At 63.2% G+C, this 25,822-nt stretch carries 20 protein-coding genes and 1 pseudogene; 9 read left to right on the top strand and 12 right to left on the bottom strand.

From position 1 onward, the window contains the following. Positions 1-83: 83 nt before the first annotated feature. Both AC244_RS05175 and AC244_RS05170 read right to left on the bottom strand, forming a co-directional pair. On the bottom strand, positions 84-1,196 hold the full coding sequence (locus AC244_RS05175; protein ID WP_053247757.1) for an ABC transporter substrate-binding protein: 1,113 nt from the start codon (positions 1,194-1,196) through the stop codon (positions 84-86). Beyond that, a complete protein-coding gene (locus AC244_RS05170) occupies positions 1,196-1,960 on the bottom strand; it encodes an IclR family transcriptional regulator (protein ID WP_053247756.1) in 765 nt (254 codons plus the stop codon). Before AC244_RS05170 ends, AC244_RS05175 begins: the two co-directional genes overlap by 1 nt. A 352-nt stretch (positions 1,961-2,312) precedes the next feature. Here AC244_RS05170 and AC244_RS05165 point away from each other — a divergent pair, with 352 nt between their 5' ends. Then, on the top strand, positions 2,313-2,498 hold the full coding sequence (locus tag AC244_RS05165) for a hypothetical protein (protein ID WP_053247755.1): 186 nt from the start codon (positions 2,313-2,315) through the stop codon (positions 2,496-2,498). 133 nt (positions 2,499-2,631) lie between these two features. Here AC244_RS05165 and AC244_RS05160 read toward each other — a convergent pair whose 3' ends face one another. Further along, positions 2,632-3,351 (bottom strand): GNAT family N-acetyltransferase, encoded by a 720-nt coding sequence (locus AC244_RS05160; protein WP_202596046.1) that lies wholly within the window; start codon positions 3,349-3,351, stop codon positions 2,632-2,634. Positions 3,352-3,590: 239 nt separating this feature from the next. Between AC244_RS05160 and AC244_RS05155 the strand changes: the two genes are divergently transcribed. After that, a complete protein-coding gene (locus AC244_RS05155; protein WP_053247753.1) occupies positions 3,591-4,874 on the top strand; it encodes an MFS transporter in 1,284 nt (427 codons plus the stop codon). A 132-nt stretch (positions 4,875-5,006) separates the two neighbouring features. Here AC244_RS05155 and AC244_RS05150 read toward each other — a convergent pair whose 3' ends face one another. The 5 genes from AC244_RS05150 to mtnK are packed head-to-tail and all read right to left on the bottom strand — an operon-like array spanning position 5,007 to position 10,430. Continuing rightward, entirely contained in the window at positions 5,007-6,125 is a 1,119-nt protein-coding gene (locus AC244_RS05150; RefSeq protein ID WP_053247752.1) for a RuBisCO large subunit C-terminal-like domain-containing protein, read from the bottom strand. Continuing rightward, positions 6,125-7,126, bottom strand: a complete 1,002-nt coding sequence (locus tag AC244_RS05145; RefSeq protein WP_053247751.1) for a transketolase family protein — start codon at positions 7,124-7,126, stop codon at positions 6,125-6,127. Before AC244_RS05145 ends, AC244_RS05150 begins: the two co-directional genes overlap by 1 nt. Before the next feature lie 2 nt (positions 7,127-7,128). Next, entirely contained in the window at positions 7,129-8,064 is a 936-nt protein-coding gene (locus tag AC244_RS05140) for a transketolase (RefSeq protein WP_053247750.1), read from the bottom strand. 3 nt (positions 8,065-8,067) lie between these two features. Further along, complete coding sequence (mtnA, locus tag AC244_RS05135; protein WP_053247749.1) at positions 8,068-9,162, bottom strand: S-methyl-5-thioribose-1-phosphate isomerase; 1,095 nt, start codon at positions 9,160-9,162, stop codon at positions 8,068-8,070. Further along, positions 9,159-10,430, bottom strand: coding sequence for an S-methyl-5-thioribose kinase (gene mtnK, locus AC244_RS05130; protein ID WP_053247748.1), 1,272 nt, complete (start codon positions 10,428-10,430; stop codon positions 9,159-9,161). The genes mtnA and mtnK overlap by 4 nt, the downstream gene beginning before the upstream one ends. A 145-nt stretch (positions 10,431-10,575) precedes the next feature. Here mtnK and AC244_RS05125 point away from each other — a divergent pair, with 145 nt between their 5' ends. From AC244_RS05125 to AC244_RS05115, 3 genes are read left to right on the top strand one after another with little or no spacing between them, the layout of a single operon-like run. Further along, positions 10,576-12,099, top strand: a complete 1,524-nt coding sequence (locus tag AC244_RS05125; RefSeq protein ID WP_053247747.1) for a sugar ABC transporter ATP-binding protein — start codon at positions 10,576-10,578, stop codon at positions 12,097-12,099. Beyond that, positions 12,089-13,156, top strand: coding sequence for an ABC transporter permease (locus tag AC244_RS05120; protein WP_152975856.1), 1,068 nt, complete (start codon positions 12,089-12,091; stop codon positions 13,154-13,156). Before AC244_RS05125 ends, AC244_RS05120 begins: the two co-directional genes overlap by 11 nt. Before the next feature lie 52 nt (positions 13,157-13,208). Further along, positions 13,209-14,252, top strand: a complete 1,044-nt coding sequence (locus AC244_RS05115) for a substrate-binding domain-containing protein (protein ID WP_053247746.1) — start codon at positions 13,209-13,211, stop codon at positions 14,250-14,252. A gap of 94 nt (positions 14,253-14,346) precedes the next feature. Here the strand turns inward: AC244_RS05115 and AC244_RS05110 are convergent, their stop codons facing one another. From AC244_RS05110 to AC244_RS05095, 4 genes and pseudogenes are all read right to left on the bottom strand, one after another. Continuing rightward, positions 14,347-15,327, bottom strand: coding sequence for a sugar-binding transcriptional regulator (locus AC244_RS05110; protein WP_053247745.1), 981 nt, complete (start codon positions 15,325-15,327; stop codon positions 14,347-14,349). A gap of 378 nt (positions 15,328-15,705) precedes the next feature. Beyond that, entirely contained in the window at positions 15,706-16,932 is a 1,227-nt protein-coding gene (locus tag AC244_RS05105; protein ID WP_053247744.1) for an alanine racemase, read from the bottom strand. A 41-nt stretch (positions 16,933-16,973) separates the two neighbouring features. After that, positions 16,974-18,853, bottom strand: a pseudogene (locus AC244_RS38815) (ABC transporter ATP-binding protein). A 267-nt stretch (positions 18,854-19,120) separates the two neighbouring features. Next, positions 19,121-20,074, bottom strand: coding sequence for a LysR family transcriptional regulator (locus tag AC244_RS05095; RefSeq protein WP_053248360.1), 954 nt, complete (start codon positions 20,072-20,074; stop codon positions 19,121-19,123). Positions 20,075-20,197: 123 nt separating this feature from the next. Here AC244_RS05095 and AC244_RS05090 point away from each other — a divergent pair, with 123 nt between their 5' ends. From AC244_RS05090 to AC244_RS05075, 4 genes are all read left to right on the top strand, one after another. Then, a complete protein-coding gene (locus AC244_RS05090) occupies positions 20,198-22,126 on the top strand; it encodes an ABC transporter substrate-binding protein (RefSeq protein ID WP_053247743.1) in 1,929 nt (642 codons plus the stop codon). Positions 22,127-22,202: 76 nt separating this feature from the next. Continuing rightward, positions 22,203-23,240, top strand: coding sequence for an ABC transporter permease (locus AC244_RS05085; RefSeq protein ID WP_234716848.1), 1,038 nt, complete (start codon positions 22,203-22,205; stop codon positions 23,238-23,240). Next, entirely contained in the window at positions 23,237-24,109 is an 873-nt protein-coding gene (locus tag AC244_RS05080; protein WP_053247742.1) for an ABC transporter permease, read from the top strand. Before AC244_RS05085 ends, AC244_RS05080 begins: the two co-directional genes overlap by 4 nt. Before the next feature lie 36 nt (positions 24,110-24,145). Further along, complete coding sequence (locus AC244_RS05075) at positions 24,146-25,822, top strand: serine hydrolase domain-containing protein (RefSeq protein WP_053247741.1); 1,677 nt, start codon at positions 24,146-24,148, stop codon at positions 25,820-25,822.

The following is a 25,822-nucleotide window of genomic DNA, read 5'->3' as shown; positions in this document are numbered from 1 at the left end:
CAGGCTTCGTAGAGTTGAAAAATGAGGGCAGAGGAACCGCCGGCCGACCGTGTTGTCGTCGGCGGTTCCCGAGCCGTGGCCGATTAGTTGCCGGCCATCGCAGCGGTCCACTTGGTGGCAAAGCCCGCGGCGTCATCGATGAGCGCCTTGTCGAAGCCGACGGCGATCAGGTTTTCCATGCCGACCTTGGCGGCGATCGCTTGATAGGTGTAGCGCACCTCGGCTTCGTCGACATCTTCGCGGTAAGGGGTCAGTCCGCCCTTGCCGACCTGGGTCTGGCCCTTCTGGCTCAGCAGATAGTCGACGAACAGCTTGGCCGAGTTCGGGTTGGCCGCCTCGCTCGGAATACCGAGGCCGCGAAGCATGACCGGGGTGCCGTCATCGGGGAAGGCAAAGCCGAGGATCTCGCCGCCGGGCTGCTCCAGGCGGGGGAAGATGGTGATGCCGGAGACAGCGATGCCGACGAGATATTCGCCGGTGGCGATCTTCTCGTTCATCGGGCCGCCGGAGACTTCGCCGCGGATCATCGGGCCGATTTCGCGCAGTCCCGTCCAGCCGTCGTCGCCCTTGACCTGCAGCGTCTTCCACCAGGCGGCGAGCCCGAAGGAATTGCGGGCGGCGTCATAGGTGGTGATCTTGCCGTCGAATGTCGCCTTATCGGCCGCGGCCGCCTTGACGAGCGAGGCGAAACCGGTCGGGCGCTGGCCCTCCGGCAGCAGGGCCGCATTATAGGTGATGACGAGCGGATCGGCCGACATCACATAGATGCCGGGGTAGGGATTGGCGAAGCCCGGCAGGCGTTCGGTTTCCGGGCTTGGATAGTCGAGCATGCGCGCTTCGCTGCCATAACGTGCCCAGCGGTCGTTTGCGCCCGATACCAGGACATCGGCGGTGCGCGCGCCGCTGCCGGCCTCCGCTTCCCAGCGGGTGTGCACGGTGCCGGAGCCGAGGTCGAGCGTTTCGATCTTGATCCAGGGATAGAGTTCGTTGAAGCCCTTGATCACCGGCTGCCAGTTGTTGTCGGCCATGTTGGAGTAGACGACGAGGCCCGCCTCCTTGCGCGACGCTTCGACGATCTGGCCGTAGTCGGCCGGATAGTAATCGGGGAGCGTCGGCTCCTGGGCAAATGCGCTGGTCGAGAGCGTGGCCGATGCGGCCAACAGCCAACCGGCAAGCTCCCTTTTCAAATAGGACATCAATTCCTCCCGTGGGTTTTCCCATTTTTGAAGATGCGCCGCGAAAGCTCCTCACTTGCGCGACGCGCGGCCTCGACCGTCGCCTCGGTGACGCAATCGAGATTGTTGGCGATCCGCTCGCGCGGACCGGAAATGTTGACGACGGCGACGATGCGGCCGTCAGGATCGCGGATCGGCGCGGCGACCCCGGCTGCCCCCTCGACCCGGCCGTAGAGATTGGCGACATAGCCGTCCTTGCGCCCGGCGCTCACACGCTCGCCAATGGCTTCGGGGTCGTCCTCAGCCGGGACGGAACCGTCGAGATAGGTTTCGAGATCCTGGTCGGAAAGGCCGGAAAGCAGCATCAGGCCGCTTGCCACATAGTGGGCGACGCGCTGCGTGGCGATGTCCCGGTCGTAGCGGATCTCGCGCATGGGCAGGATCTTGTTGAGGTAGCGAACCTGCCGGTCATCCGTCAGCACGGCGATGAAGCCGGTCTCCTCGATCGCGGCGACCGTTTCGCGAAGGATCGGCTCCGCTACCCTGAGGATCGTGCCCCAACCGCTGTTTGCCTCCGACGGTTCGCCGGGCAGCCGGATGAGCAGATAGCGCCCGTCCGTCTGGCGGGCGACATACCGGGCATCGACCAGGGTGCGCAGCAGAAGCAGGGTGCTGCTCTTCGGCAGAGCAAGGGCCTGCACGACCTCGGCCAGCGTCACGGCTTCGCTGCGCGACGCCAGCCACTCAATCAGGTCCAGAATTCTTTCCGCGCCTCGGCCGCTCATCGCGATTTTTTCCTTGTTCAACATATTGAACGCGTGCTATATAGTGAACTTACCGAGCGTGACCGCCCTTGTCAAGGTGCGGTCCTTATTGTCGTTTCGAGTGGCATTTGCCGTGCGCTAGAGAGCGCCGGTGGGCAGATGACACGTTCCTGCTTCTTTGCGTGGTTCGGGATATATGAAGCTCTGGTTCATCTCATCGGACCGAGACGTCATTTCAGACCGCAACAAATCTTGAAAAACCTCATCAAACGCTCGCCTGCATTGGCAGGCACGCTCCCTCCGTGCCTGGTCTCGATCACACCTGCCGATGTGCAGGTGCGATCGGGCCAAGGTTCGAATGAGGAGTGAACATATGCGTAAGCCCAAGCTTAACTCGACAGCCCATCCCGTAACCGAGCCCGGCTACAAGCCGGTAGCACTGCCGGCGGTGCGTGCCGCCCACCTGATGCTGAAAAGCAAGCGCGAAGCCGAAGTGCGCCACGCGCAGCGGAAGACCGCCATGCGCATCGTCAACCAGTTCGATCGCGACACCGACTGACGAGCGGTCGCCCGCTTCGCATGAAGGCTTCTTGATTTGCACTTAGGTGCAAGAGCGATAGGTGGTCCACGTCCCACGATATCTGAGCGGAGGCGGCGTGGATCCGGTGCCGCCGTTCAGTGAAGCTGGCCGCTCAATTCGCGGAATCGGGCGAAACCACCTGCCACTTTCCAAACAGCATGAGGCCCGATGCCTTCGCAAGCGCCACGGACGCCTGGTTGTCGAGCTGGCATCGATACTGCGGCTCGAAGCCCTGCTCATAGGCATGCCTGCTGATCGCGCGAACGACGTTGCGCGCGTGGCCCTTGCCCCTGGAGGGTGGGAGCGTGAGGACGCCGGTGTCGACGATCTGCGCATCCTCCCAGGGGTACATACTGGCGGCACAGACCAGGCGGTCCTGGTCGAAAGCACCAAACACCGCCCAGTGGTCCAGTTCCACATAGGCATCCTCCAGATCCTGCTCCGACGCGGCATCCTCGAAGGCGGCGAAGACCGCTCCATCTCGCGCTGTCAACTGGCGCAAATCGCCTGTCGGCTCGTCCCGCAACAGCGAACTCCTGGCTTCAGGGAAATAGAATACATAGTCGGCGCCGTGCAGCGTGACCGATGCTTCATCCAGTATCCGACGAAAGGCTGGCGCGGTGAGGTCCGGTCGCCGTGCGAGGTCCAGGCGATCGGCGAGTGCAGGCGTCAGCACCACCATCGTCTGGCCGTCGGTGGCTTCCAGCACCATCACCCTGTTTTCATCGCTCAAATCGGGGTTCACGGCGACAGTAAAGCTGTCATCGCGACGGAGCACCCCTCCGCTCAGGAAGGTTCTCCGCCAGAACTCAGTTATTTCTTGTGCAAACATGGACATAAGTCTCTTCAATTTATTTGGTCAATGCCGGTTCGAGTCCAGCGCGGCGTCTGCTTGACGGCAAAAATAGCATGTACAAATAATAGATCAAGTAATCGATTAATTAAAATCAACGGGCAAGTGATGCCGCTTATGCGCAATTTCAGTCCATCCTTCAACGCTGTGCGCGCGCCTGTGCTTCGCCGTCTCAACCGCGCTTGTGCCCCATGGCAGTTCAGTTCTGTGGCGCGCAAATGAGCGGGCATTCCATCCGCATCCGGCGCCGCCTGCCGGTTTTGGGCAGCGTCATGGCAGGCGCATTCTCGACGCTCGGAAATGCGGTCGCCATGGTGGCGTTGCCCTGGTTTGTGCTGACGTTGACTGGAAGCCCGTTGTGGACCGGTGTTGCCGCAGCCGCAGGCGTTTTGCCGATGATTGCCGGCTCGCTGTTCGGCGGCGGGCTTGTCGATCGCTTCGGCCCGCGCTGGATCGCATTCACCGGCGATTTTACAAGCGCGCTGGCGGTGGCGGCCGTGCCGCTGCTCTATCATCTCGATTTGCTCGGGATTGGCACGCTCGTGGTATTGATCGCGATCGGTGCGGCAATGGACGGTCCTGCGTCCATTGCCGCTGAAAGCCGCCATCCGGAACTGGCGCGTCTTGCCGGGTTCCGGCTGGAGCGGGTCAAGGCCATCGACGAATTGGTCGAGAACGCCGGTGTCCTGGTCGGCCCGGCGCTTGCCGGCGTGATGATCGCACTGGTCGGTGTCGAAGACACGCTGTGGCTGACCGCGGGATGTTCCCTTGCGGCGGCCATACTCGACGTCATCTCCCTGCCGACGCGCCGCAAATCCGTCGGAACCGAGGACGTTGCCATCGGTCTGGCGGGCGCATTGGAAGCCGTCCGGTTTCTGCTGCGCGATCCGCTGCTGCGCAGTCTCATTATGCTCGGAACGTTGTTCGGCATCATCTTCGGTGCTTTAGAGGCGGTGGTCATGCCGGCCTTCTTCAAGGCGACCGGGCAAAGCGCCATGAGCCTCGGCCTGTTCCTGTCGGCGACCGGCGGCGGCGCTATCGTTGGCACGCTTGTCTATGCCGCCTGGGGACACCGGCTTTCCGGACGTGGCATCCTCATCGTCGGTTGCGCCGTCGAGGCGCAAGCCATCCTCGTGCTCGCATTCGCACCTCGGATTTCGGTGCTGATTGCGGCCGGCGCCATGGCCGGGTTTGCAACGGGGCCGATCGGGCCGATCGTCGCGACAGCCGCTCTTCGCCGCGTGCCGGTGAAGTTGCGTGGACGGGTGCTGGGTGCGGCGGATGCGCTGGAACTGTCGGCGATCCCGCTGGCCATTATTCTGGCCGGTGGGGCGGTCGAAGTCTTTGGCGCGCAGTGGCTGCTTTTCGGCTGCGCCGCGGCTCTGGCCGCCACGACGCTGCTTGCTTTGTTCCTTCCGGGACTGCGGCAGCTCGACATCAGACGAACCGGGAGTGCTGCAAGTTCTTCCACAGGCGACGAAGTCGTTCGTGCGAGGGAGTAGGCACCCCGGGAAGCGCCTTTGTGGGTGCACGGCAGGCCGTGTCCTTGCCGCGACGGTGATCAAGACTGCCGAGCGCACCATCGCGCTCGGCAGCACCCGGGGAGGTTATCTTGTTGCTGTACCGTTGGACGCTTAGCTAGCGACCGCTTCGACGATCCGGCGGCTGGCTGAGACAATGTCCGTGTCCTGAAGCAGCGCGCCTCCGATCAGGTACATCACGTCTTGGCCGTACGCTTCGCGCATCTCCGGCACACGGCCGAGATTCATGCCGCCACCGGGGGCTGGCACGATCGCCTTCGGGCCGCCCATGTCGACGGCGCAGGCCTTGGCGATCGACTGGCATTCCTCGCGGGTGAAGCCGAAGCGGCCGCCGAAATTCGGATAGATTGCCGCATCGACGCCCATCAGGCGCTGCAAGGCGCCGTAGAAGCAGCGATGCGAAAATCCGGTATCCGGCGAGACGACGTTGGCACCCGAAAATGCCGGGTGCGAAACGATCGGCAGGGTGAAGTCAGGATCGGCCGCCAGCGTGTGGATCACATCGTAGCCGGCAAGCGCCGGGGATATCATGACGGCACCGGCGCCGGCCCCCTGCGCCATCATCGCCCGCTCGAACAGTTCTTTTGCCGACGCGGTGATGTTCGGCACGAAACTCGCCCGCCCGCCGCCCTTAGCATTGGCTTCGCCGATGGCGTCGACGCAGGCCGCCAGCCGTTCGGCGAACGGTGACGTCCTTTGATCCACCAGCCCATGGTCGTCCTTGACGAAATGCATGCCGCCGAGCGCGAAGTCGTGTGCGCGGCGCGCGAGTTCGGCGGAAGACAATCCGACCGGCTTGATGGCGGACATCAACAGCGGCTGCGCCCCGATGCCGGCCCTTTGCCGCAGGCCGGCAATGCCATGGCGGGGGCCGGGGCAAAGCGCCAGGATACCCGCGGACAGGCCGATGTCCTCGACCTTCAAGCCCGGCTTGATCGAGCTGTTGCCGAAGACGATGTTGAGGAACTGCAGGAAGTCACCGCCGACATCGTCTTCGCTATAGGAGATGGTCGCGAGATAACCGGGCCGGCCGTTCGGGTCTGGCGCGAGGGCTTCGAGTTTGCCGAGGATTTCATCCTCGACATAACCTTTGGGCACGACATCGCGCGGGATCTCGACCGTCTGTTCCAGTGCGATATCCAGCGCGCGCGTGCGCGCCTCGGATTCGTCGGCGGCCCTGACGTAATAGCTGACGGTGAACCGTGGTGCCATCACAGCGCCTCCGCCTTCTGGGCCGAGTGCACATGGTCGAGGCGGACCTCGGTCAGTTCGTCCTCGCCGATGCCGAGCGTCTTGCCGGTCAACTCTTCGATCGCCGACACCAGCGCGCCGGCGTCGAGACCATATTTCTTCATCAGGTAGGGCTTCGAAGCGCCATGGGCGAAGGTGTCCTTCAGGCCGAGACGCTTCAGCCGGACGCCAAGGCCCTCTTCAGCGACGATCTCGGCAACAACCGAACCAAGCCCACCGACGATGGTGTGGTTTTCCAGCGTGACGATGCCCTTCTTGCCGCGCGCGGCCTTGAGCAACCCGTCTCGGTCAAACGGCTTCAGCGTCGAGGCGTGCAGATGGTGAAGCCCGATGCCGCGCGCTTCGATCGGCCGGGTGGCCCGCAGGGCCTCCTCGGTGCAGACCCCGGAACTGACGACGAGGATGTCGTCGCCTTCCGACAGGGTACGTAGCTTGTTGAACGCGAACGGCGTCGAGAAAAGCCGGGGGACCTCACCGCGAAGGATGCGGACATAGACCGGCCCGTCGATGGCATCGGCAACCTCCAGGACCGTCTCGACCTCGGTCGCGTCGCCGGTTTCCAGGATGGTCATGTTCGGCACGGCGCGCATGACGGCGATGTCCTCGATCGCCTGGTGGGTGATGCCGCCGGGCGTGGTGATCCCCGGCAGGAAGCCCATCAGACGGACCTTGCGGTTGGAATAGGCAATAGAATTGATCAGCTGATCGTAGGGGCGACGATAGAGAAACACCGAGAAGGTGTGGATGAAGGGCCGGTAACCCTGCATGGCAAGCCCGCCGGCGAAGGAGAGCATGTTCTGCTCGGCCATGCCGAGCGACAAGAACTGGTCCGGATGCCGGTCGCGAAAGCCGTCGACCTCGCAGGATGAGGTGAGGTCGGCGGAAAGGCAAAGCACTTCCGGGCGCGCTGTCGCGAAAGCCTCGAATGCTCCGGCATAAGGGCGGTTGACGATTTCGACCATGGTCAGGCCCCTTCCATTTCGTTCGGGCTCACGCCCAGTTCGGCGGCAAGCGCTGCCTGCATTTCGAGCCTCTCCTCGGCGCTCTTGAAGCGCACGTAATGAAGACGCGGGAAGCGCTTTTGCAGGAAGTCCATTCCCTGGAACGGCGACGTATTCGCGAGAATGATCAGCGGCTTGCCCGGCTCAGTGCTATTGGCCGCCTCGCGCATGGCTTGAAGATCGTGGCCGTCGATCGAGCGGCAGGTGGCGCCGAAGGCTTCGACCCGGCCGGGAAGGTCACCGAGATCGAGAACCGAGGACATGGCGCCGTCGCATTGCTGGCGGTTGACGTCGACGATGACGCGAATGTTGTCGATGCCGTGGTGGGCCATGGCGGCAAGGCACTCCCAGGTCTGACCTTCCTGGAATTCCCCGTCGGACATGTAGACCCAGACCTTGCCCGGTTCTTTCTGCTTTTTGCGAGCGAAGGCGACGCCCGCGGCCATGGAAAGCCCCTGCGCCAGCGAGCCTGTCGTTACCTCCATGCCCGGGCTGTGCTCGGCGCCGATCATCTCGACCGAGCTTCCATCCTTGTTGAAGTGGTCGAGCGCCCCGTCGTCCATGCGGCCGACCTCGATCAACGCGCAATAGATCACCAGCGCGTAATGCGCCGGGGAGATGAAGAAGCGATCGTAGTCCGGGGCCGCCGGACCGTGGTAGCCGGCGCCGGTAAAGGCATCGGGATTATCAGCGGAAGGTACGCCGCGAAATGGCAGCGGCACCTTCGGCAAGGTCGGCTCTCCGAGCTTGAGGATCTCGTTGTAGAGCAGAGCGAGGCTTTCGGCGGCCGAGCAGGCCTGGCTCAGATAGCCGCCATTGTTCTTCATCGTGTGGAAGAAGACGCGGCGGCGAATGCCGAGCGCGATCTCTTCGGTGGTTTTCTGGTTTGTCAGGCTCACCGGTCAGCTCCTTTCCGGAAACAGCGCTTTGAGGCCCTGCGGCGAAGGCATGGCGACGCCGCGCTCGGTGATGAGGCCGGTGATCAGCCGCGCCGGCGTCACGTCGAAGGCGGGGTTTGCCGACGGGCTGCCTTCGGGCGAGACGCGAACCGAGATGATCGAGCCATCGGGGCCGCGGCCTTGCACAAAGCTCACCTCGTCGCCGGTGCGCTCCTCGATCGGGATCTCCTTGATGCCGTCCTTGACCGTCCAGTCGATGGTCGGCGAGGGGAGCGCGACATAGAAGGGAACGTTGTTGTCGCTGGCTGCAAGCGCCTTCAGGTAGGTGCCGATCTTGTTGCAGACATCGCCGTTGGCGGTAGTGCGGTCCGTGCCGACGATCACCATGTCGACGGCGCCGTGCTGCATCAGGTGGCCGCCGGCATTGTCGACGATCAGCGTGTGCGGCACGCCATGACCGTTCAGCTCCCAGGCCGTCAACTGCGCACCCTGGTTGCGCGGCCGGGTTTCGTCCACATAGACGTGGACGGGAATGCCCGCCTCCGTCGCCATGTAGATCGGTGCGGTCGCCGTTCCGTAGTCGACGGTTGCCAGCCAGCCCGCATTGCAGTGGGTCAATATATTGACGGGCTCGCCGGGCTTCTTGGTTGCCGCGATCTCGCGGATGATCTTAAGGCCGTTGGCACCGATCGCCCGGTTGAGTTGCACGTCTTCCTCGGCAATTTCGCCGGCGCGTCGATAGGCGGCCTCGGCACGGTTTTCAACCGAAAGCGGCCGCAGGAACTGCCGCATGGCCTCGAGCGCCCAGCGCAGGTTGATCGCCGTCGGCCGGGTCTCGTTGAGTTCTTCCCAGACCGCGTCGAGATGACGGTCGGACGGGTCGTCCGCCATGGCAATGGCAATGCCGTAGGCGGCGGTGACGCCGATCAGCGGTGCACCGCGCACCCACATGTCACGGATGGCGACCGCAACATCGGCAACCGTCTTCAGCGTGACGATCCGGAACTCGTGCGGCAGCCAGCGCTGGTCGATGATATCGACCGAGCGGCCGTCGGCGTTGAGCCAGATCGTATGGTAGTGCTTTTCTCCGACTTTCACGAAAGTGTCTCCTGCTGAAGCCGTTGCGCAGTGGCGCGAATGTCCCTGAGGCTCGCAATGCGATCCCGGTTGACGGCAAGATGACGTCCGAGCTTCAGCGCCTTGCTTTCGCACGCGGCGCGGCGGCTGAGGTCGCCGATGGTTTCGAAATCGGCATTGTGGGCAAGGCCGAGGATGCGCCTGAGGATCTCGACCCCGGCAAAGCCGAGCATCTCGCGGTAGATCTCATCAAGGACGATGGTCAGCGCCTGTTCCGAGCCGAACGGGTCGTCGCGGTCTTCGAAAAGGCTTGCCTGGTAGAGGATGCCCTTGCGCTCGCTGCGCCAGAGTGCGGAAAACTCGTCGCAGAAGGTTTCCCAGATCGTCTCTGTCGTATCCAGCAGGTAGGCGCGCATCTGGTCGCGTTCGCCGGCGGCGTTCTCGTGGCCATCCTGCGAGAAGTAACTCATCCAGAAGTTCGCCAAGAGCATGCCGACATCGAAACTGATCGGGCCGTAAAAGGCGAATTCCGGGTCGATGACGCGCGTCTCGTCGTCGGTGACCATGACCGAACCGGTATGCAGGTCGCCGTGGCAGAGGGTTTCTGCCTTGGCGGAGAAAATGTGCTTCAGTCGCTGGGCTTCGACCTTCAGGTCACGGTCGCGGCGGAGTTCCTCGACAAGGCCGTCGAGATGCGGTGTCGTGTGCCGGTTCATCTCCGCCTCGAAGTAGGGATCGGAGAAAACAAGGTTTTCGGTGATGTCGCACAGTTCGACATTGTCGGCGAACAGGGCGAGATCGGCTTTCTTGTCGCGCGTCGGCATTGAAAGATCCGAGCCGCGGAAAAGCGTGCGCGCTGCGAAAAGCCCGAGATCGCGACCGATCTTCGGCAGCGTGCGCCCCTCGATCAGCGCGCGCCGCAGGATCACGTGCGGCGTCAGGTATTCCATGATGATCATCGCCTGCTCGGCGTCGAAGAACAGGATTTCCGGCACCATGCCCGGGTCTCGCGCCGCCTGGCGGATGAGGGCGTGGTATTCGAAGAAGGAGCGCTTCAGCGGCAAAGGCCAGCGCTCGCCGACGAGCCTGACATAGGGAAGCGCCTGCTTGACGATCGCCGCACCCTTCTCGCCCGTGACGATGAAGACGAGATTGAGGTTGCCGTCGCCGACCTCCTTGACCTGCCAGCGGCCATGATCGCCGCCGATCCTGTCGCAAAGTGCTGAATTGCCGCTCAGTCTTGATGGCAGCGTTTCGGCGCTCAACGCCTCGAAAACGTGTGTGTCCATACGGTCCTCCTTATCGGCATGACCGGCCTCGGCCGCTCCTCGTCATGCTGTCGTGGCTCATAGGTAAGTCGCCATTCTGTCAAATGTCAACAGCCTTGACATTTGATGGATAGCCATCCTAACCTGCCTTCATTGGGAGGAGAGCATGAGCGAACAAGCAGTGTTTCGCATCGAGGGCGTGCGCAAATCCTTCGGGCTGATACCGGTCCTGAAGGGCGTCGATCTCGAATTGCGCAAGGGTGCCGTCACGGTGCTGATGGGGGCCAACGGCGCTGGAAAGTCGACACTGGTGCGCATCCTCAGTGGCGTCTACGTCAGAGATGCCGGGGATATGCGGCTCAGCGACCTCTCATTCGCGCCGGCGACGCCGGCAGAGGCGATCCGGGCCGGCGTGGTGACGGTTCACCAGAACATCAATGACGGCGTCGTCTCCGATCTCGACGTCGCGACCAATCTCACGCTCGATCGCCTGAACGGCCGCGGCGCGCGCCTGTTCTTCAATCCGCGCCGTGTAAGGCGCGAGGCGGCTGTCGTTGCTGCCCGCATGGGTCTGGCCATCGATCTTTCCGCCGATATCAACGATCTGACGCTCGCAGACCGGCAGATGGTCGCCATCGCCCGCGCCATGGCACACGAGCCGCAGGTGCTGATCCTCGACGAGCCGACCTCGTCGCTGTCGAGTGCTGAGGCCGATCGGCTGTTCGAGCTTCTCGATCGGCTGAAAGCCCGCGGCGTGGCGATCCTTTATATCTCGCACCGGATGTCGGACATCCGCAGGCTCGCCGACAGCATCGTCACGCTGCGCGACGGGCGCATAACCGGCCGCTTCGAAGGGGCGGATCTCGACTACGAGGCTGCCGTCAACGCGATGCTCGGGCAAAAGGTGTCGGCAGGGGCCGTGACGGTGCGCGAAGCGCGTGGCGCAGTTTTTTCGGTGAAGAGCCTGCGGCTTACGGAGACGTCCCGTCCGTTCGACCTGGCGCTTGGCGATGGCGAAATCGTCGCCGTCACCGGGCTCGTCGGTGTCGGCAAGACGGCGCTGGCCGAGACGCTGTTCGGGGCGCGGTCGGCAGCAGCCGGCCAGATGACGCTCGACGGCGCATCCTACCATCCACAATCGACCGGACAGGCGATCGCCAAGGGCGTGTTTCTGGTCGCCAAGGATCGGGCTGACAGCGGCATCGTTCCGGATTTCAACATCTACGAGAATATCAGCCTGCCGTTCCTCAAGCGGCTGTCGCGCTTCGGCATATCGAGCCGCCGGGCCGAACGGGCGAAATCGCGGGCGCAGATCGCCGCACTTGGCGTCGTCTGCCGCAGCGAGCGCGACGAGATGCAGACGCTTTCCGGCGGCAATCAGCAGAAGATCATGGTCGGGCGCTGGCTTTCCGAGCCTTCGCGCCTCCTGATCCTCGACGAGCCCTTCCAGGGTGTGGACATCGCCGCGCGCCGCGATATCGGCGCCAAGCTGCGCGCCTCGGCCTCCGGCCGCGCAACCATCGTTTTCCTGACCGAACTCGACGAAGCCTTCGAGATCGCCGACCGCATTCTCGTGATGTCGGAGCACACGATCGTCGGCGAGCATCGAAACGCCTCGGTCGACGTCGAGCGTCTCCTCCAGGAGATCGCCGGTCAACATCATCAGCAGGGACAGCCCCATGAGCAGTGAACAGATGAAAACCGCGTCCCCCGCCGCTTCGGTGCTGCCGGCGCCGCCGCCAAGTGCCGGAGTTAGCCTGCGCGACGTCGCGATCAAATACGGCTTCCTTGTTCTCCTGGTCGGATTGGTTGTCTATTTCTCGCTGGTGACGAACGGGTTTTCCTCGCCGCAGAGCGCCGTCTTCATCCTGCAATCCGTATCGATCACCGGTATCCTGGCGCTCGGCGTCACGGCCACGCTCGTCGTCGGCGGCTTCGACCTGTCGATCGGCTCGGTCGCGACCACGGCGATGATGGCGTCATCCTATGTGATGGTGGTGATGGGCGGCGACGCGCTGACGGCAACGCTCGTCTGCCTGGCGATCGGCGTTCTTGTCGGACTGATCAACGGCGTCATCATCGTCTATATGCGCGTGCCGGACCTCCTGGCAACGCTCGGCATGATGTTCCTGCTGCTCGGCCTGCAACGCATACCGACCGAAGGCCGCTCCATCGCCGCCGGCATGACACTTCCCGACGGCTCAGTGGCTACAGGCACTTTCAGCCCGGCCTTCCTGGCGCTGGGCCGCCATCGCTTCGATCTCGTCCTGCCGAACCTCGTGCCGGTTTCCGTCGTGGTGCTGATCGTGCTGGCGGTCGTGATCTGGTTCTTCCTCGAATACACCCGTTTCGGGCGCATGATGTATGCGGTCGGTTCCAACGAGCGCGCCGCGGGCCTCGCGGGCGCCCCGGTCAATGCCTACAAGATCTCGGCCTATGTCATCTCGGGCGTCTTCGCATCTATCGGCGGCATCCTGCTCGCCGCCCGCCTCGGCCGTGGCGACATCGCCTCGGGCAACAATCTGCTGCTCGATGCCGTTGCTGCGGCGCTGATCGGCTTTGCAGTGCTCGGTGCCGCCAAACCGAATGCGTTCGGCACGGCGATCGGCGCGCTCTTCGTCGGCATTCTGCTTCAGGGCCTGACGATGATGAACGCGCCCTATTACACCCAGGATTTCATCAAGGGCGCGGTTCTCGTCATCGCCCTGATCTTCACCTTTGCGCTCTCTAAAAGAGGCAAACGCTGACGGGAATACCCCGCCCGCGGAAAACAAACGTTCACCAGTGGAGGAGACTGAAATGAACTTTACACGCAGAGCAATGGGCAAGCTGGCGCTTGGCCTTGCCGGAACCGTGGCTTTCGCCACCGCTTCCTTCGCCGCCGACATGCCGAAACCGTTCGACAAGCCGGGCGACGTCAAGATCGCGCTCGTGCGCTATCTCTCGACCGGCGACTTCTTCCAGTCCTACCTTGCCGGCGTGGAGGCGCAGGCAAGGGCTCTCGGCGTCCAGCTTCAGGTTCTCGACAGCCGGCAGGATGCAGCGCTTCAGGCCGACATGGTCGACCAGGCGATCGCGCTCGGCGTGCAGGGGATCATCATCCAGCACGGCCTGACGGAATCGATGAAGGAAGCGGCCCAGCGCGCCGTCGATGCGGGCATCAAGGTCGTGGCTTTCGACGTGAATGTCGAAAACGAGAAGATCCCGCAGGTCGAGCAATCCGACCGCGACCTCGCCCGCCTCGCTTTGGAACAGGCGAGCAAGGATAACGGCGAGAGCTTCAAGGCCGGTTACGTCTATGTCGCCGGCATCGCGCCGCTCGACCGTCGCGACGAGACCTGGAAGGAATTCAAGGCCAAGTATTCGGGTATCAACGAGATCTCGCAGTTCGGCACGATGGACAACCCGATCGCCAACTCCGTCGCCAACCAGGCGCGCTCCGTCATCTCCGCCAACCCGGATATCACCGTGATGTTCGCGCCCTATGATGAGTTCGCCAAGGGCGTGAAGATTGCGGTCGACGAAGCCGGTCTGTCGTCGAGCGTGAAGATCTATTCCGCCGACATCTCGACCTCGGATATCGCGGCGATGCGCGAGCCCGATTCCGCATGGGCGGCAACAGCTGCCACCAACCCGGCCGTGGTCGGGCAAGTCTCGGTCAGGACGCTTGCCATGCTGCTTGCCGGCGAGGATCCGGGCCGGAGCGTCATCGTGCCCCCGACGCTGATCACGCAGAAGGACCTGAACGATCAAGATATCAAGAACATGGAAGAACTCGGCACCAAGCTGCCGCAGTTCGCCCATGCGGATGTCGCCATGCCGGCATGGATGCCGAAGCCCTGATTAAACAGCCACTTGCAGGAAAACGGGGCGGTCGAAAGGCCGCCTCGTTTGCATGTGGCCGACCTTGCGTGCCGTGCTGCGTTTCAACACCTGGCTAGGCGGTTGCGGCATGCACCTTGCCGAGGCCGTCGCGCCGCCAGCGATCCATCACCCGTCGCGCCATCGATGTGGTGACGACGAGATGCGAAGCGAAGCCACCCTTCAGCGCAGCCATCAGCGGCTCGAACTTACTGTCTTCCTGGACGACCAGCATGCGCTTGCTGATGGCGCGGATCGAATCGAGGTCGGCGGAGATGCAGCGCCGATTGTGGGCGCAGTTTATCCACTGGCCGTCGCCGTCGATCAGTTGCCCGGCGATGACGCCGACAGCGCCTTCTTCACCCATGCGATGCATCTCGCTGGCGCTGAGTGCGCCGCATTTGACGAGGTGGCTGTCGTCTTCGATGCCGCCGACGGAATAGAGCGCCAGATGACAGTCGGCGATCGTCGACAACTGCTCCCGGATCACCGGCTCGCCGCGAAGCTCCTCGGCCAGCCGCTCGGACGAGAGCACCAGCGGCGCGTAGAAATTGATGCCTTCGGCATTGAGCCGGCGGGCGATCTCCGTCGTGCACTGGTCCGGCCGATAGGAATAGGGTGCGCCGAGATTGCCGCAGAGCTGGACCACCGTCACGCCGCGCAGGTCGGCAAAGGGCATCACATCGGCGATATGGTAGACCGTGCGTCCCCAGGCGACACCAACGCGATCGCCCTTGTTGATCAGCTCGAGGAAGGCGGATGCGGCCAGCACCGGCATTTCAGCCGTTGGGTCCATGGCTTGGCGATCCTCCGGTACGATCCAGGCCGCAGTGACGCCGGTCGCGTCCTCGAGTTCTCGCGCCAGCACGTCGTCGGTGAAAAGCTCCGTGGACGTGGTGATGTTGACGATCCCGGTTTCGCGCGCCCGCCTGAGATAGGTGGCAACAGAGGCGCGGGATATCTCCAGTTTCTGCGCGACTTCGTCCTGCCGCAGGCCATGGCTATAATAGAGCCACGCGGCCTTGTGCATGATCTGGTCGGTGTTGCGGATAGGCATGGGGATCCTTCAATTGTCGACGCCTGACATTATTCATCGCTCGTGACATAAGTCAAATCGTTGCTCAATTGGGTGACGAGAGCGAGTGTTTGCGGTAAGCGCCGCCGCAAGCAGTTGTCGCGTTCGGCCGCTTCATCCATTCACGCGACGAGATGCCAATCACCGGCGCTCGATCGCCGTCGGTGATGTCGCGACAGCATAAGCGAGCCCGCTCAGCCGCGGCCGATCAAGGGCGACAGCCAGTCGGCGGTCTGAATTTTCTACAGTGCTTAAATATCGCCGACAAGCGCAATTCCCAGCCAGGCGATGGCCGTCGCTACCAGCGGGAAACTGTCGGCGGTTGGATACGGCGCGTTCGCTACCACGCGTCCTGCACCATCAGGTCTGGCAGCAGCGGGCATCGACGGGCAGCGTCGTCGCCTCGCCATTGGCGAGGTGCAGCGTGAAATGGTCAAAGTTGGCGATCGAGGCGCAGGAGTGGTTGGGGAAGACCCGCACCCGGCTGGCGAGCGGCAAGGGGCGTCCCGAGAAGGGAACGAAGCCATGCTCCTCGGACAGTCGCTCGAGCGTCCACATTCCCGTTTCGCCATCGCCCTCGGCGCTGACGACGGTGCCGAAGCCGGCGCCGCCCATGCCGTGGGCGCCGCGATCGGAACTCATCGACTTGGACCCGGCATCGATGATGAAATGCGTGTCATTGGACGCAACGACGCGGGCGACCACCGAGAGCGCCAGATCATCGGCGGTGCAGATGCCCAGCCGAAGGGCGGTGCCGTCGAGAAAGACGTAGTTGCCGGGCCGGATGCAATCGACCTCAGAGGGCAGCGGCGCCCCCAAACAGGTCGGCGTCGCACCGATGGAAAGGCAGTCGACGGCAATGCCGCGCTCCTGAAGCCGGCCGGCGAGACCGGCGAGATCTGCCGCTTCATCAAAAGCGACCTTGGCCAGGCTTTGCAGGCTCGCGGCCGCATAGGAATGGCCGGCATGCGATAACAGGCCAGCAAAATGCAGGCCTTCGGCGGCCGCGATCAGAGCGCATAATTCGAGCGCCGCCGGATCGTTCGGCTTGAGACCGACGCGACCGAGGCCGACATCGACCTTGAGGAATACACCGATTTCGACGCCGTGACGGGTGGCGGCCTCAGATAGCGCGTCGACACCCGGCGTGCTCGCCGCAATCGTACGCAGTTGCGTGCCGCGCTCCTTCACCACCGGCAGCAGACGGTCGAGCGACTGCGCCTTGACGATGGGATAGGCAAGGATGATCGACGGGGTTCCCGCTTCGGCGAAAACCAGCGCCTCGCTGGGCTTGGACGCGGTGATGCCGCGCGCGCCGAGTGCCAGCTGCTGGCGTGCGACATAGAGGCTCTTGTGCGTTTTTACGTGCGGAAACATCGAGACGCCGGCGGCATCGGCGCGCTGCTGCATGGCCTCTAAGTTGCGGGCAAGGCGCGGCTCATTGACTTCGATATAGGGCGTCGGTCGCTCCGCGGCTGCCGGGCGCAGAAAGCCTTCTGCTTTCGTCTGGGTCTGGTCGCTGCCGATCTCTGCGGTCGCGTTGCCGGCGGCGTTCGCAGCCGCCAGCGTCACTTCGGAAGTGCTCATGTTCGAATGCTCTGATCTGGAAGGGAGATATGCGGCCGTCGTCAGCCGGCCGCGACCTCGCGCACGAAATGGGTCGATGAGATCTGCTGCATCGGCAGTTCGCGCGGCACAAAGTCCGGCGCGCGCACGGCACTCGGGATCTCGTCGGACATCGGCTGGCGACCTTCCGGGCGACGCGTCGGGTCGGCGATCGGAACGGTCGACAGGAGCTTGCGGGTATAGGGGTGCTGCGGATTGCAGAAGACCGAGCGGCGGTCGCCGATCTCGACGATTTCACCGAGATACATCACCGCGACGCGGTGGGCGATGCGCTCGACCACGGCCATATCGTGGCTGATGAACAACAGCGCAATCTGCATCTCGCGCTGTAGGTCCATGAGCAGGTTGATCACCTGCGCCTGGATCGTCACGTCGAGCGAGGCGACGGCCTCGTCGGCAACGATCAGGCGCGGGCGGAGCGCAAGCGCGCGGGCGATGCAGATGCGCTGGCGCTGGCCGCCGGAAAACGCATGCGGATAGCGCTCGAGATGCTCGGGCGACAGTTCGACCTTTGCCAGAAGCTCGGCGGCGCGGGCACGCATGACCGCGGTCGAACCCAGCCTGTGAACCCGCATCGGATCCATCAGTGACTGCTCGATCGTCATGCGCGGGTTGAGCGACGAGAACGGATCCTGGAAGACCATCTGGGCGTCGCGCCGAAACCGTGCGAGGACAGCGCGCGGCGCGCCGATCAGCTCGGTTCCATCGAACCGGATCGAGCCCGAGCGCGGCCGGTCGAGCTGCATGATCGAGCGGGCGACCGTCGACTTGCCGCAGCCGGATTCACCGACCAGAGCCAGTGTCTCGCCTGGAAAGATGTCGAAGGAGACGTTCTCCACCGCATGTACCCGGCCGGAGACATGGCCGAACAATCCGGCCTTGAGATCGAAGCGCGTCACCAGGTTGCGGACCTCGACGAGCGGCAGGCGGGTTTCCTTCATCGGCGCGGACGCGTTCATTCTGTTACCTCGGCGAACTGGCGCTCGGGTTCGAAGACCAGCAACGGGAATTTTTCCGGCGCGTCCTTGCCGGCCATGCTGCCAAGGCGGGGCACGGCCGAAATCAGGGCGCGCGTATAGGCATGTTTCGGCTGGGCGAAGATGTCGTAGACCGAGCCGGTCTCGACGATTTCGCCCTTGAGCATGACGCAGACGCGGTCGGCGACTTCGGCAACCACGCCCATGTCGTGGGTGATGAACAGCACCGACATGCCGATCTCGCGTTGCAGGGCGCGCACCAGATCGAGGATCTGCGCCTGTATGGTCACGTCGAGCGCGGTCGTCGGCTCGTCGAGGATCATCAGCGACGGGCGGCAGGCGAGCGCAATGGCGATCATGACGCGCTGCCGCATGCCGCCGGAGAGCTGGTGGGGATACTGGTCGAGCCGGCGCTCGGCATCGGGCACGCGAACGAGCTTCAGGGTATTGAGCGCGATCTGGCGCGCCTGTTCCGGTGTCTTGTCCTGATGATGGATCACCGCCTCGGCGATCTGGTCGCCAACGGTGAAGACCGGGTTCAGGCTCGACATCGGATCCTGGAACACGATGGAGATTTCCGCGCCGCGAAGGGCTTCGACCCGCTTATCCGACAGCTTGGCGAGGTCGGCAACCTTACCGTCCTTCAACCGCATCAAAACCCGTCCGCCGGTGATGGCTGCGCCGTCATATTCGGTCAGTCGCATGATCGTCATGGCTGTTACCGATTTGCCGGATCCGGATTCTCCGACCAGCGCGACGGTCTCGCCACGGGCGATGCTGAAGGAGACGCCGCGCACCGCGCGCAGCTGTGCCCTTGTGCCGGCAGCGAAGGAGACTTCGAGGTCTTCCACGGAAAGGATGACATCCTCGGGCAGCTCAGGCTTTGCGGATTTGGTCAGGATCATCAGCACATGCACCCGATTTCGAAGGGACGTTGCGCTCTCAGGTCTCGCAACGAGGTCGCATCCTGTCAATACGGGTGGGCGCGGCCGCCACCGCGCTCAACCGGGTCGTAGAAGCGGATCGTCGGGATCGGCCTGCGCCGCTTGGTGCGCAAAACCCAGCGAAATCAATGTGTCACGATTGTGGCAGGCAAAACTATGCACATTGCGCATTGCATCGTCTGTCTTCGCATATGACGCCGATCCGGCAAATTCGGGCGGCCTGACGCCTCAGGCGGCGTCGATATCCGCATCGAAACCGCTCTTGTACTGGGGCAGCGCTGCGCATTGCTTGAGATGCTGCCACAACCCATCGCTGTCATGGCTGCCGGGACCCGCGCGCCTGAAGATCCGGATCTCCATCTCCAGCGACATCTGCTGGCCGCCGATCTGGGCAAGGCGCCCCTGCCGCATCGCCTCGGCCACGCAGATCTGTGGCAGCCAGGCGACGCCGCGGCCGGCAATGGCCATGTGCTTCAGGCCGTCGGCAAGGCCCGACTGGTAGACGGTGCTGAGGTTGAGCGGGCGACGCCAGCGCGATTGGATCAGCGTTGCCAGCTTGCCGATATAGCCGTCGCTCCAGGAATAGGCGAGATAGGGAATCTCCGTGGTTTCGGCCACGTCGATGTCGAATAGCGGCCGGCCGTTGTCGTCGGTTCCCGATACAAGAATGAGCCGATCCTTACCGATCTGCAGGGATTCGAAGGGGCCGCCCTCCAGCACCGGCGGGCCATCGGGATGGACATAGGTGATGGCGAAATCGCACTGGCCCGAACACAGATGGTCGATGCTTTCGAGGAAGTCGGCCGCATGCATGCTGGTGCGAAGGGGCATGCGCGAGATCAGCGGCGAGCCGATCCACCTCGGGAAGAAATACATCGCCAGCGTATGCAGCGAGGTGAAGGTGAGCATGGCCGAGCTTTCGCCGGCGACATTGCGGCAGTCGGTGCGCAGGCGATAGGCTTCCCGGACGAGCCGCTGGCAGCCCGGCAGGAACATCGTGCCTGCCCGCGTCAGTTGCACGGGATAGGTGCTGCGGTCGATCAGGTCCGCACCGATCCAGTTCTCCAGCGATTTGATGCGCCGGCTGAAGGCCGGCTGGGAAATATTGCGTGCAGTCGCTGCCGTCGAGAAATTCCGCGTGGCGGCAATTTCCAGAAAATCTTCAAGCCATTGCAGTTCCATGCCGGCCCTCATGCGTGTTTTGCATAGTCTATCCTAACTACACATTGGACAGACCTGCAAGCGCTCTTCTAGCCTCCCCTATAACGAGAAGAAAACTTCCGCCTCCACCAAATGGGAACAACGATGAAACGCACCTTAGCCCTAGCCCTCAGCCTGGGGCTCGGCATCGCGGCTGCGCCCGCTATGGCCGAGACCAAGAACCCCGGCACTTTCGTCTTCATGTGGACCGACGACATCCAGTCGTTCGATCCGGCCTATATCGCCAACACGCCGAGCTCCTACGGCGCGCTCAACATCTACAGCCGGTTGTTGAACTTCAACGGCTCGAAGATTTCCGAGTTCGTGCCGTCGCTTTCGACCGAGGTGCCGTCGCTTGAAAACGGCCTCATCAAGCAGAGCGACGATGGCTCGGTGAGTTATACCTTCCCGATCCGCAAGGGCGTTTTTGCCCACAAGGTCGGCGTCAAGGGCGCCGACGGCAAGGTGACCTGGGAGTATTACGACAAGCTGACCGACGCCCAGAAGGCGACGCTCGCGCCGGGCTACGGCCAGATCACGCCCGAGGACGTGCGCTATTCGCTGCTGCGCGCCATTCTCCAGGGGCAGTCGTGGATGTCGAACGCGATCACCGAGGTGATCACCGCCGGCAAATATACCGACATCGCCAAGTGGGTCGAGACTGAAGGCGAGGTCAAATCCATCAACGACGCCAGCCCCGAGATCCTGCGCAAGGTCTACGACCAGCTCGCCTCGCAGATCGTCGTCGACGGCGACAATCTCACTCTCAAGCTGCCCAAATCCTTTCCGGCCACCCTTGGCGTGATCGCGCTGCCCTTCGGCACCTCGGTTCTCGACAAGGAATGGGTTGCCTCGGTCGGCGGCTGGGATGGTTCCGGTGATACCTGGAAGGCCCACTATCGCCCTGAACTCGGCGCCAATCCGCTGTTTGCCGAAGAAAACGGTACCGGACCTTTCATGCTCGAGGAGTGGGACCGCACCGATCGGCGCATCACCTTGAAGCGCTTCGACAATTACTTCATGGGGCCTGCCAAGCTTGAGCGGGTGGTGATGCGCACCGTTCCGGAATGGACGACGCGTCGCCTGCAGCTTCTGTCCGGTGACGCCGATTTCGTCACCGCACCGGTCGAGTTCATCGACGAGCTTAGCAAGACCGAAGGCGTCAAGGTCATCGATGGCCTGCAGAAGGTGTTTTCGCGCGGCGTCTTCTTCGCCTGGCCGCTCGACGACAACGACAACCCGGCGATCGGAAGCGGCAAGCTCGACGGCGCCGGCATCCCCCCGGACTTCTTTGCCGACATCGACGTGCGCAAGGGCTTCAACTATGCCCAAAACTACGATGCGCTCCTCACCCAGGTGCTGCTCGGCAAGACGGTGCAATCGCGCGGACCGACCGTGCGCGGCATCATGGGCTATCGCCCGGACTCGCCGATCTACAGCTACGACCCTGCCAAGGCCGAAGAACACTTCAAGAAGGCGTTCGGCGGCAAGCTGTGGGATACCGGCTTCGCCTTCACGGCCTATGTGACCGAGGGCAATCCGCAGCTGACGGCGGCACTTTCGGCGCTGCAGCAGGGTCTGTCGCGTGTCAACCCGAAGTTCAAGTTGCAGATCCAGGCGCTGCCCTGGGCCTCGATCTCGGACAAGCTCAACAACCGCGAAAAGCCGGCAGCACCCTTGACGGTGATGGGCTGGGGTCCTGACTATTCCGACCCGGGTGGTCCGCTCGGGGCCGCCAGCTACTACCTTTCGCCCACGGGTCTCGTCGGCGGCATGGTCGGCCAGGGCTACCGCGACCTGATGGCGGAAAAGTTCAAGCCATTGCTCGACGAAGCCTGGGCCTCGGTCGATCCCGCAGTTCGCGAGCCGATCTACGCCAAGCTCCAGGAAATGTCGTACGAATACGCCACCACCCAGTTCCTGTGGGAGGACTTCGGCTACGTCGTCACCCGCAGCAACATCGATGGCTACGTCGACAACATGATCCTCTACGGCGCCTGGGATTTCTACCCGGTCACCAAGGCCAACGACTGATTGGCGACCGGCACGCCGGGCTACAAAGCCCGGCGTGCCTTTGCTTCATTTTCCCTGAAATCGGAACGTGTGAACCGTGCTGAACTATGCACTCAGACGACTGATGATGCTGCCCATCGTTCTCTTCGCGCTGTCGTTGATGATCTTTGCGCTGCAGATGTCGCTTTCGCCGACGCAGAGACTGGCGGCCTATGCGCCGTCGCCTGATTATCTCAAGGGTGGTCAGGAAAGCATCCGCCGGATGATCGAGCAGTATGGGCTGAACGATCCCTTTTATATCCAATACGGCCGCTGGATCGGCGGCATCCTGACCGGAAATCTCGGGTGGTCGGAGACTGCCCGCCAGCCGGTTTCTACCGCGCTGATGTCGCTGTTTCCAGCGACGCTGGAACTGGTGGTGCTGGCCTTCGTTCCGTGCCTGCTGCTCGCCGTCTTCCTTGGCTCGCGGGCGGGCATCTACCTCAACCGCTGGCCGGATCACGTCATTCGCATCTTCACCATTCTCGGCTGGTCTTTCCCGGTCTACGTCTTCGGGCTGCTGATGCTGTTGATCTTCTATTCGGCGCTCGACTGGTTTCCGCCTGGCCGGCTCAGCCAATGGGCGCAGACCGTGGTCAGCTCCAGCGACTTCGTGCGCTACACCGGCGCCAACACCGTCGATGCCCTGCTGAACGGCAATCTGGCGATCTTCGGCGATGCGCTGCGCCACCTCGCAGCACCGGTCATCACGCTGACCTATGTCAACGTCGCCAGCATGACGCGGGTGATGCGCACCTCGATGCTGGAGACGCTGCGTCAGGATTATGTGCGCACCGCCCGCGCCAAGGGGCTGCCGCGCCGTGTCGTAGAACTGCGCCACGCACGGCGCAATGCGCTTCTGCCGCTTGCGACCATTGCCGGAATGGAGCTGGCCGTGATGATGGGCGGCGTCGTCATCACTGAGACTATCTTCGACTATGCCGGCCTCGGCCAGTTTGCAGCCAAGACCGCCGCCAATCTCGACTTCCCGGCAGTCCTTGGCTTCGGCCTCTATTTCGCGGTCGTTCTGGTGCTGATGAACCTGATCGTCGACCTCATCTATCCGTTGCTCGATCCGAGGGTGAAGACGCAATGAAGGTTCTTCGTTACCTCGCAAGAAATCCGGTATCCCTGTTCGGCGTCGTGATCCTGCTCGCCTTCGTGCTGATCGCCGTTTTCGCACCGGTTCTGGCACCGCCGCAAAGCTTCCAGCTTTCGCCCTACGACACGCCGCGTGCCGGCTTCCTGGCCACGCCGCAGCCGCCGTCGCCCGAGGCTGCTTTCGGCACCACGCAAGGCCAGTACGATATCTTCTACGGCGTCGTCTGGGGCACGCGCACGGCGTTCAAGATCGGGCTGGGGGTCGTCGCCATCTCCGTGCTGATCGGGACCGTCGTCGGCGCAGTTGCCGCCTATTATGGCGGGGTTGTCGAGGAAGTGCTGATGCGCATCGTCGACGTGTTTATGGCGGTGCCGTTCCTGATCGCGGCAATGGTGCTGACGGCGCTGCTCGGCAAGGGCATCGTGCCGATCACGATCGCACTGACGACGTTCGGCTGGATGAGTTATGCCCGTATCGTTCGAAGCGAGATCCTGAGGATCCGCGAGATGGATTATATCCATGCGGCCAGGAGTTACGGCGCCAGCGACCTGCGGCTGATCGTGCTGCATATCCTGCCCAACGCCATGTTCCCGGTGCTTGTGCTGGCGACGATGGCGACCGGCTCCATGGTGCTGTCGGCCTCGGCGCTTAGCTTCCTCGGTGTCGGCACCGAAGAAGGTTATGCCGATTGGGGGCAGTTCATCGCCTACTCGCGCAACTGGATCGTCGGCCAGCCCGGCAACCCCTTCCAGTTCTGGTACACGCTGGCCTTTCCCGGCGCTGCCGTCTTCCTTTTCGTGCTGTCGTGGAATCTTGTCGGCGATGCGTTGCGCGACATGTTGGATCCCCGCCATTCCCATTGAGACCCCAATCCCTTTGAGACCCAAGGAGCATTTCCGATGTCCTCTCTGTCTGCCGCCTCGATCGAGCTGTTCGAGGATCTGATCCGCTATGAGGTCGAGGACAAGGCGATCCCCTCGATCTCCTATGCCCTTGTCGATCGCGACGGCGTGCTCGCCGAAGGTCATGTCCAGCGTCACGACCGCCATTTCGACATGGGCAAGGACACCTGCTTTCGCATCGGCTCGATCACCAAGACCTTCACCTCACTGGCGATCATGCAGCTGGCCGAAAGGGGCCTTGTCGAAATCGATGTCGACGTGTCGACCTATCTGCCCGGCTTCAAGCCGGTAAACCCGTTCGCCGGCGCCGAAGGCGGGCCCTACGGCTCGGTGATCAGCCTGCGCAAGCTCATGACTCATACGGCGGGTCTCGTGCGCGAACCGAAGAGCGGCCACTATCTCGACGCCACCCGGCCACCGCTCGAAGACACGGTCAACGAGCTTGCGAGCTCGACCTTGAAGCAGGATCCGAGCCTTGGAGTGATGCATTATTCCAACGCCGGCATCGCCGTCGTTGGCCGGGTGATCGAGACGGTGACCGGCCAGAGCTATTCGGACTATGTCGCTGCCAATATCCTAAAGCCGCTCGGCATGAACAGCTCGTCCTGCGGCATGGCACCCGGCATTCGCGAGCGGCTCGCGCCTGCCGACATGTGGACGCTGGAAGGCGACACGCCGGCGCCGGTGTTCAGCCTCGGCGGTTCGCCGGCGGGCAACATCTTTTCCACCAGCGGCGATATGGCACGTTACGCCCAGTGCCTGCTGCGCGGCGGGTTCGACACGGAAGGCAACTCCATCATCTCGCCGGCCTCGCTGCGCGAAATGTGGACGCCGTTCGGCAAGCGGCCGGCCGGCCACGACAAGACGCTCAACGGTTACGGCCTGTGCTTCGGTGCCGGCGACGTCGACGGCTGGACCTCGGTCGGTCATGGCGGCGCCGTCTATGGCTATGCCTCGCAGATGATGCTTCTGCCGGCCGCCGGCGTCGGCGTGCTGATTTTTGCGACCCTCGATTTTTCCAACCAGATCGCCTCGCGGCTCGGCGTTGACGGCGTGCGCATCGTCCTTGCCGAACGCAAGATGGGCAAGATGCCGGAGCGCGTCCAGCGTCCGCCTGCGATCTCAGAAGCGCAGTTCAAGACCTTGCCGGGTTATTACCGCGACGACGCCACGCAGGAGATCGTCGAGGTCAAATCTAAGGACGGCAAGCTCTATCTGATGGGCGAGGGCGTGCCCCACCAGATCCGCCCGGTGGCCGGCAACGACTTCGTCATCGATGGCCGCATCTACGGGCGCGGCGCCGACTATGCCCACATGAACCTCTCCTTCCCTGAAGCCGGCAAGCTCGTCTGGAAGGATGCGCGCTGGACCCGCATCGAGGCGCCTGATGATGAGACCGTGCCCGACGCGATCGCGCCGCATCTCGGCGAATACGGGCCGGATTTCAACATCACCTACCTGACCTACAGCCATGGCGGATTGAAGTGCCTAATCGAGTATTTTTGCACGCACACCTGCGAGCCGGTCGAAGAAGGGCGCTTCCGCATGCATGGGCGGTTGTACGAAGACGAGATCCTCGAACTCGACGCCGTCGATGATAACGGCAAGCGCGGTATCCGCGTCGGGCCGATGTTCCTGGAGCGGCGCAGCCCGTCCCAGGCGGAAGCGGCGTGA

Source organism: Ensifer adhaerens (assembly GCF_001270265.1).
Lineage (GTDB): Bacteria > Pseudomonadota > Alphaproteobacteria > Rhizobiales > Rhizobiaceae > Ensifer > Ensifer adhaerens_B.
Note: the sequence above shows the minus strand (reverse complement) of the source record. Positions and strands in the feature narration are given on the sequence as shown.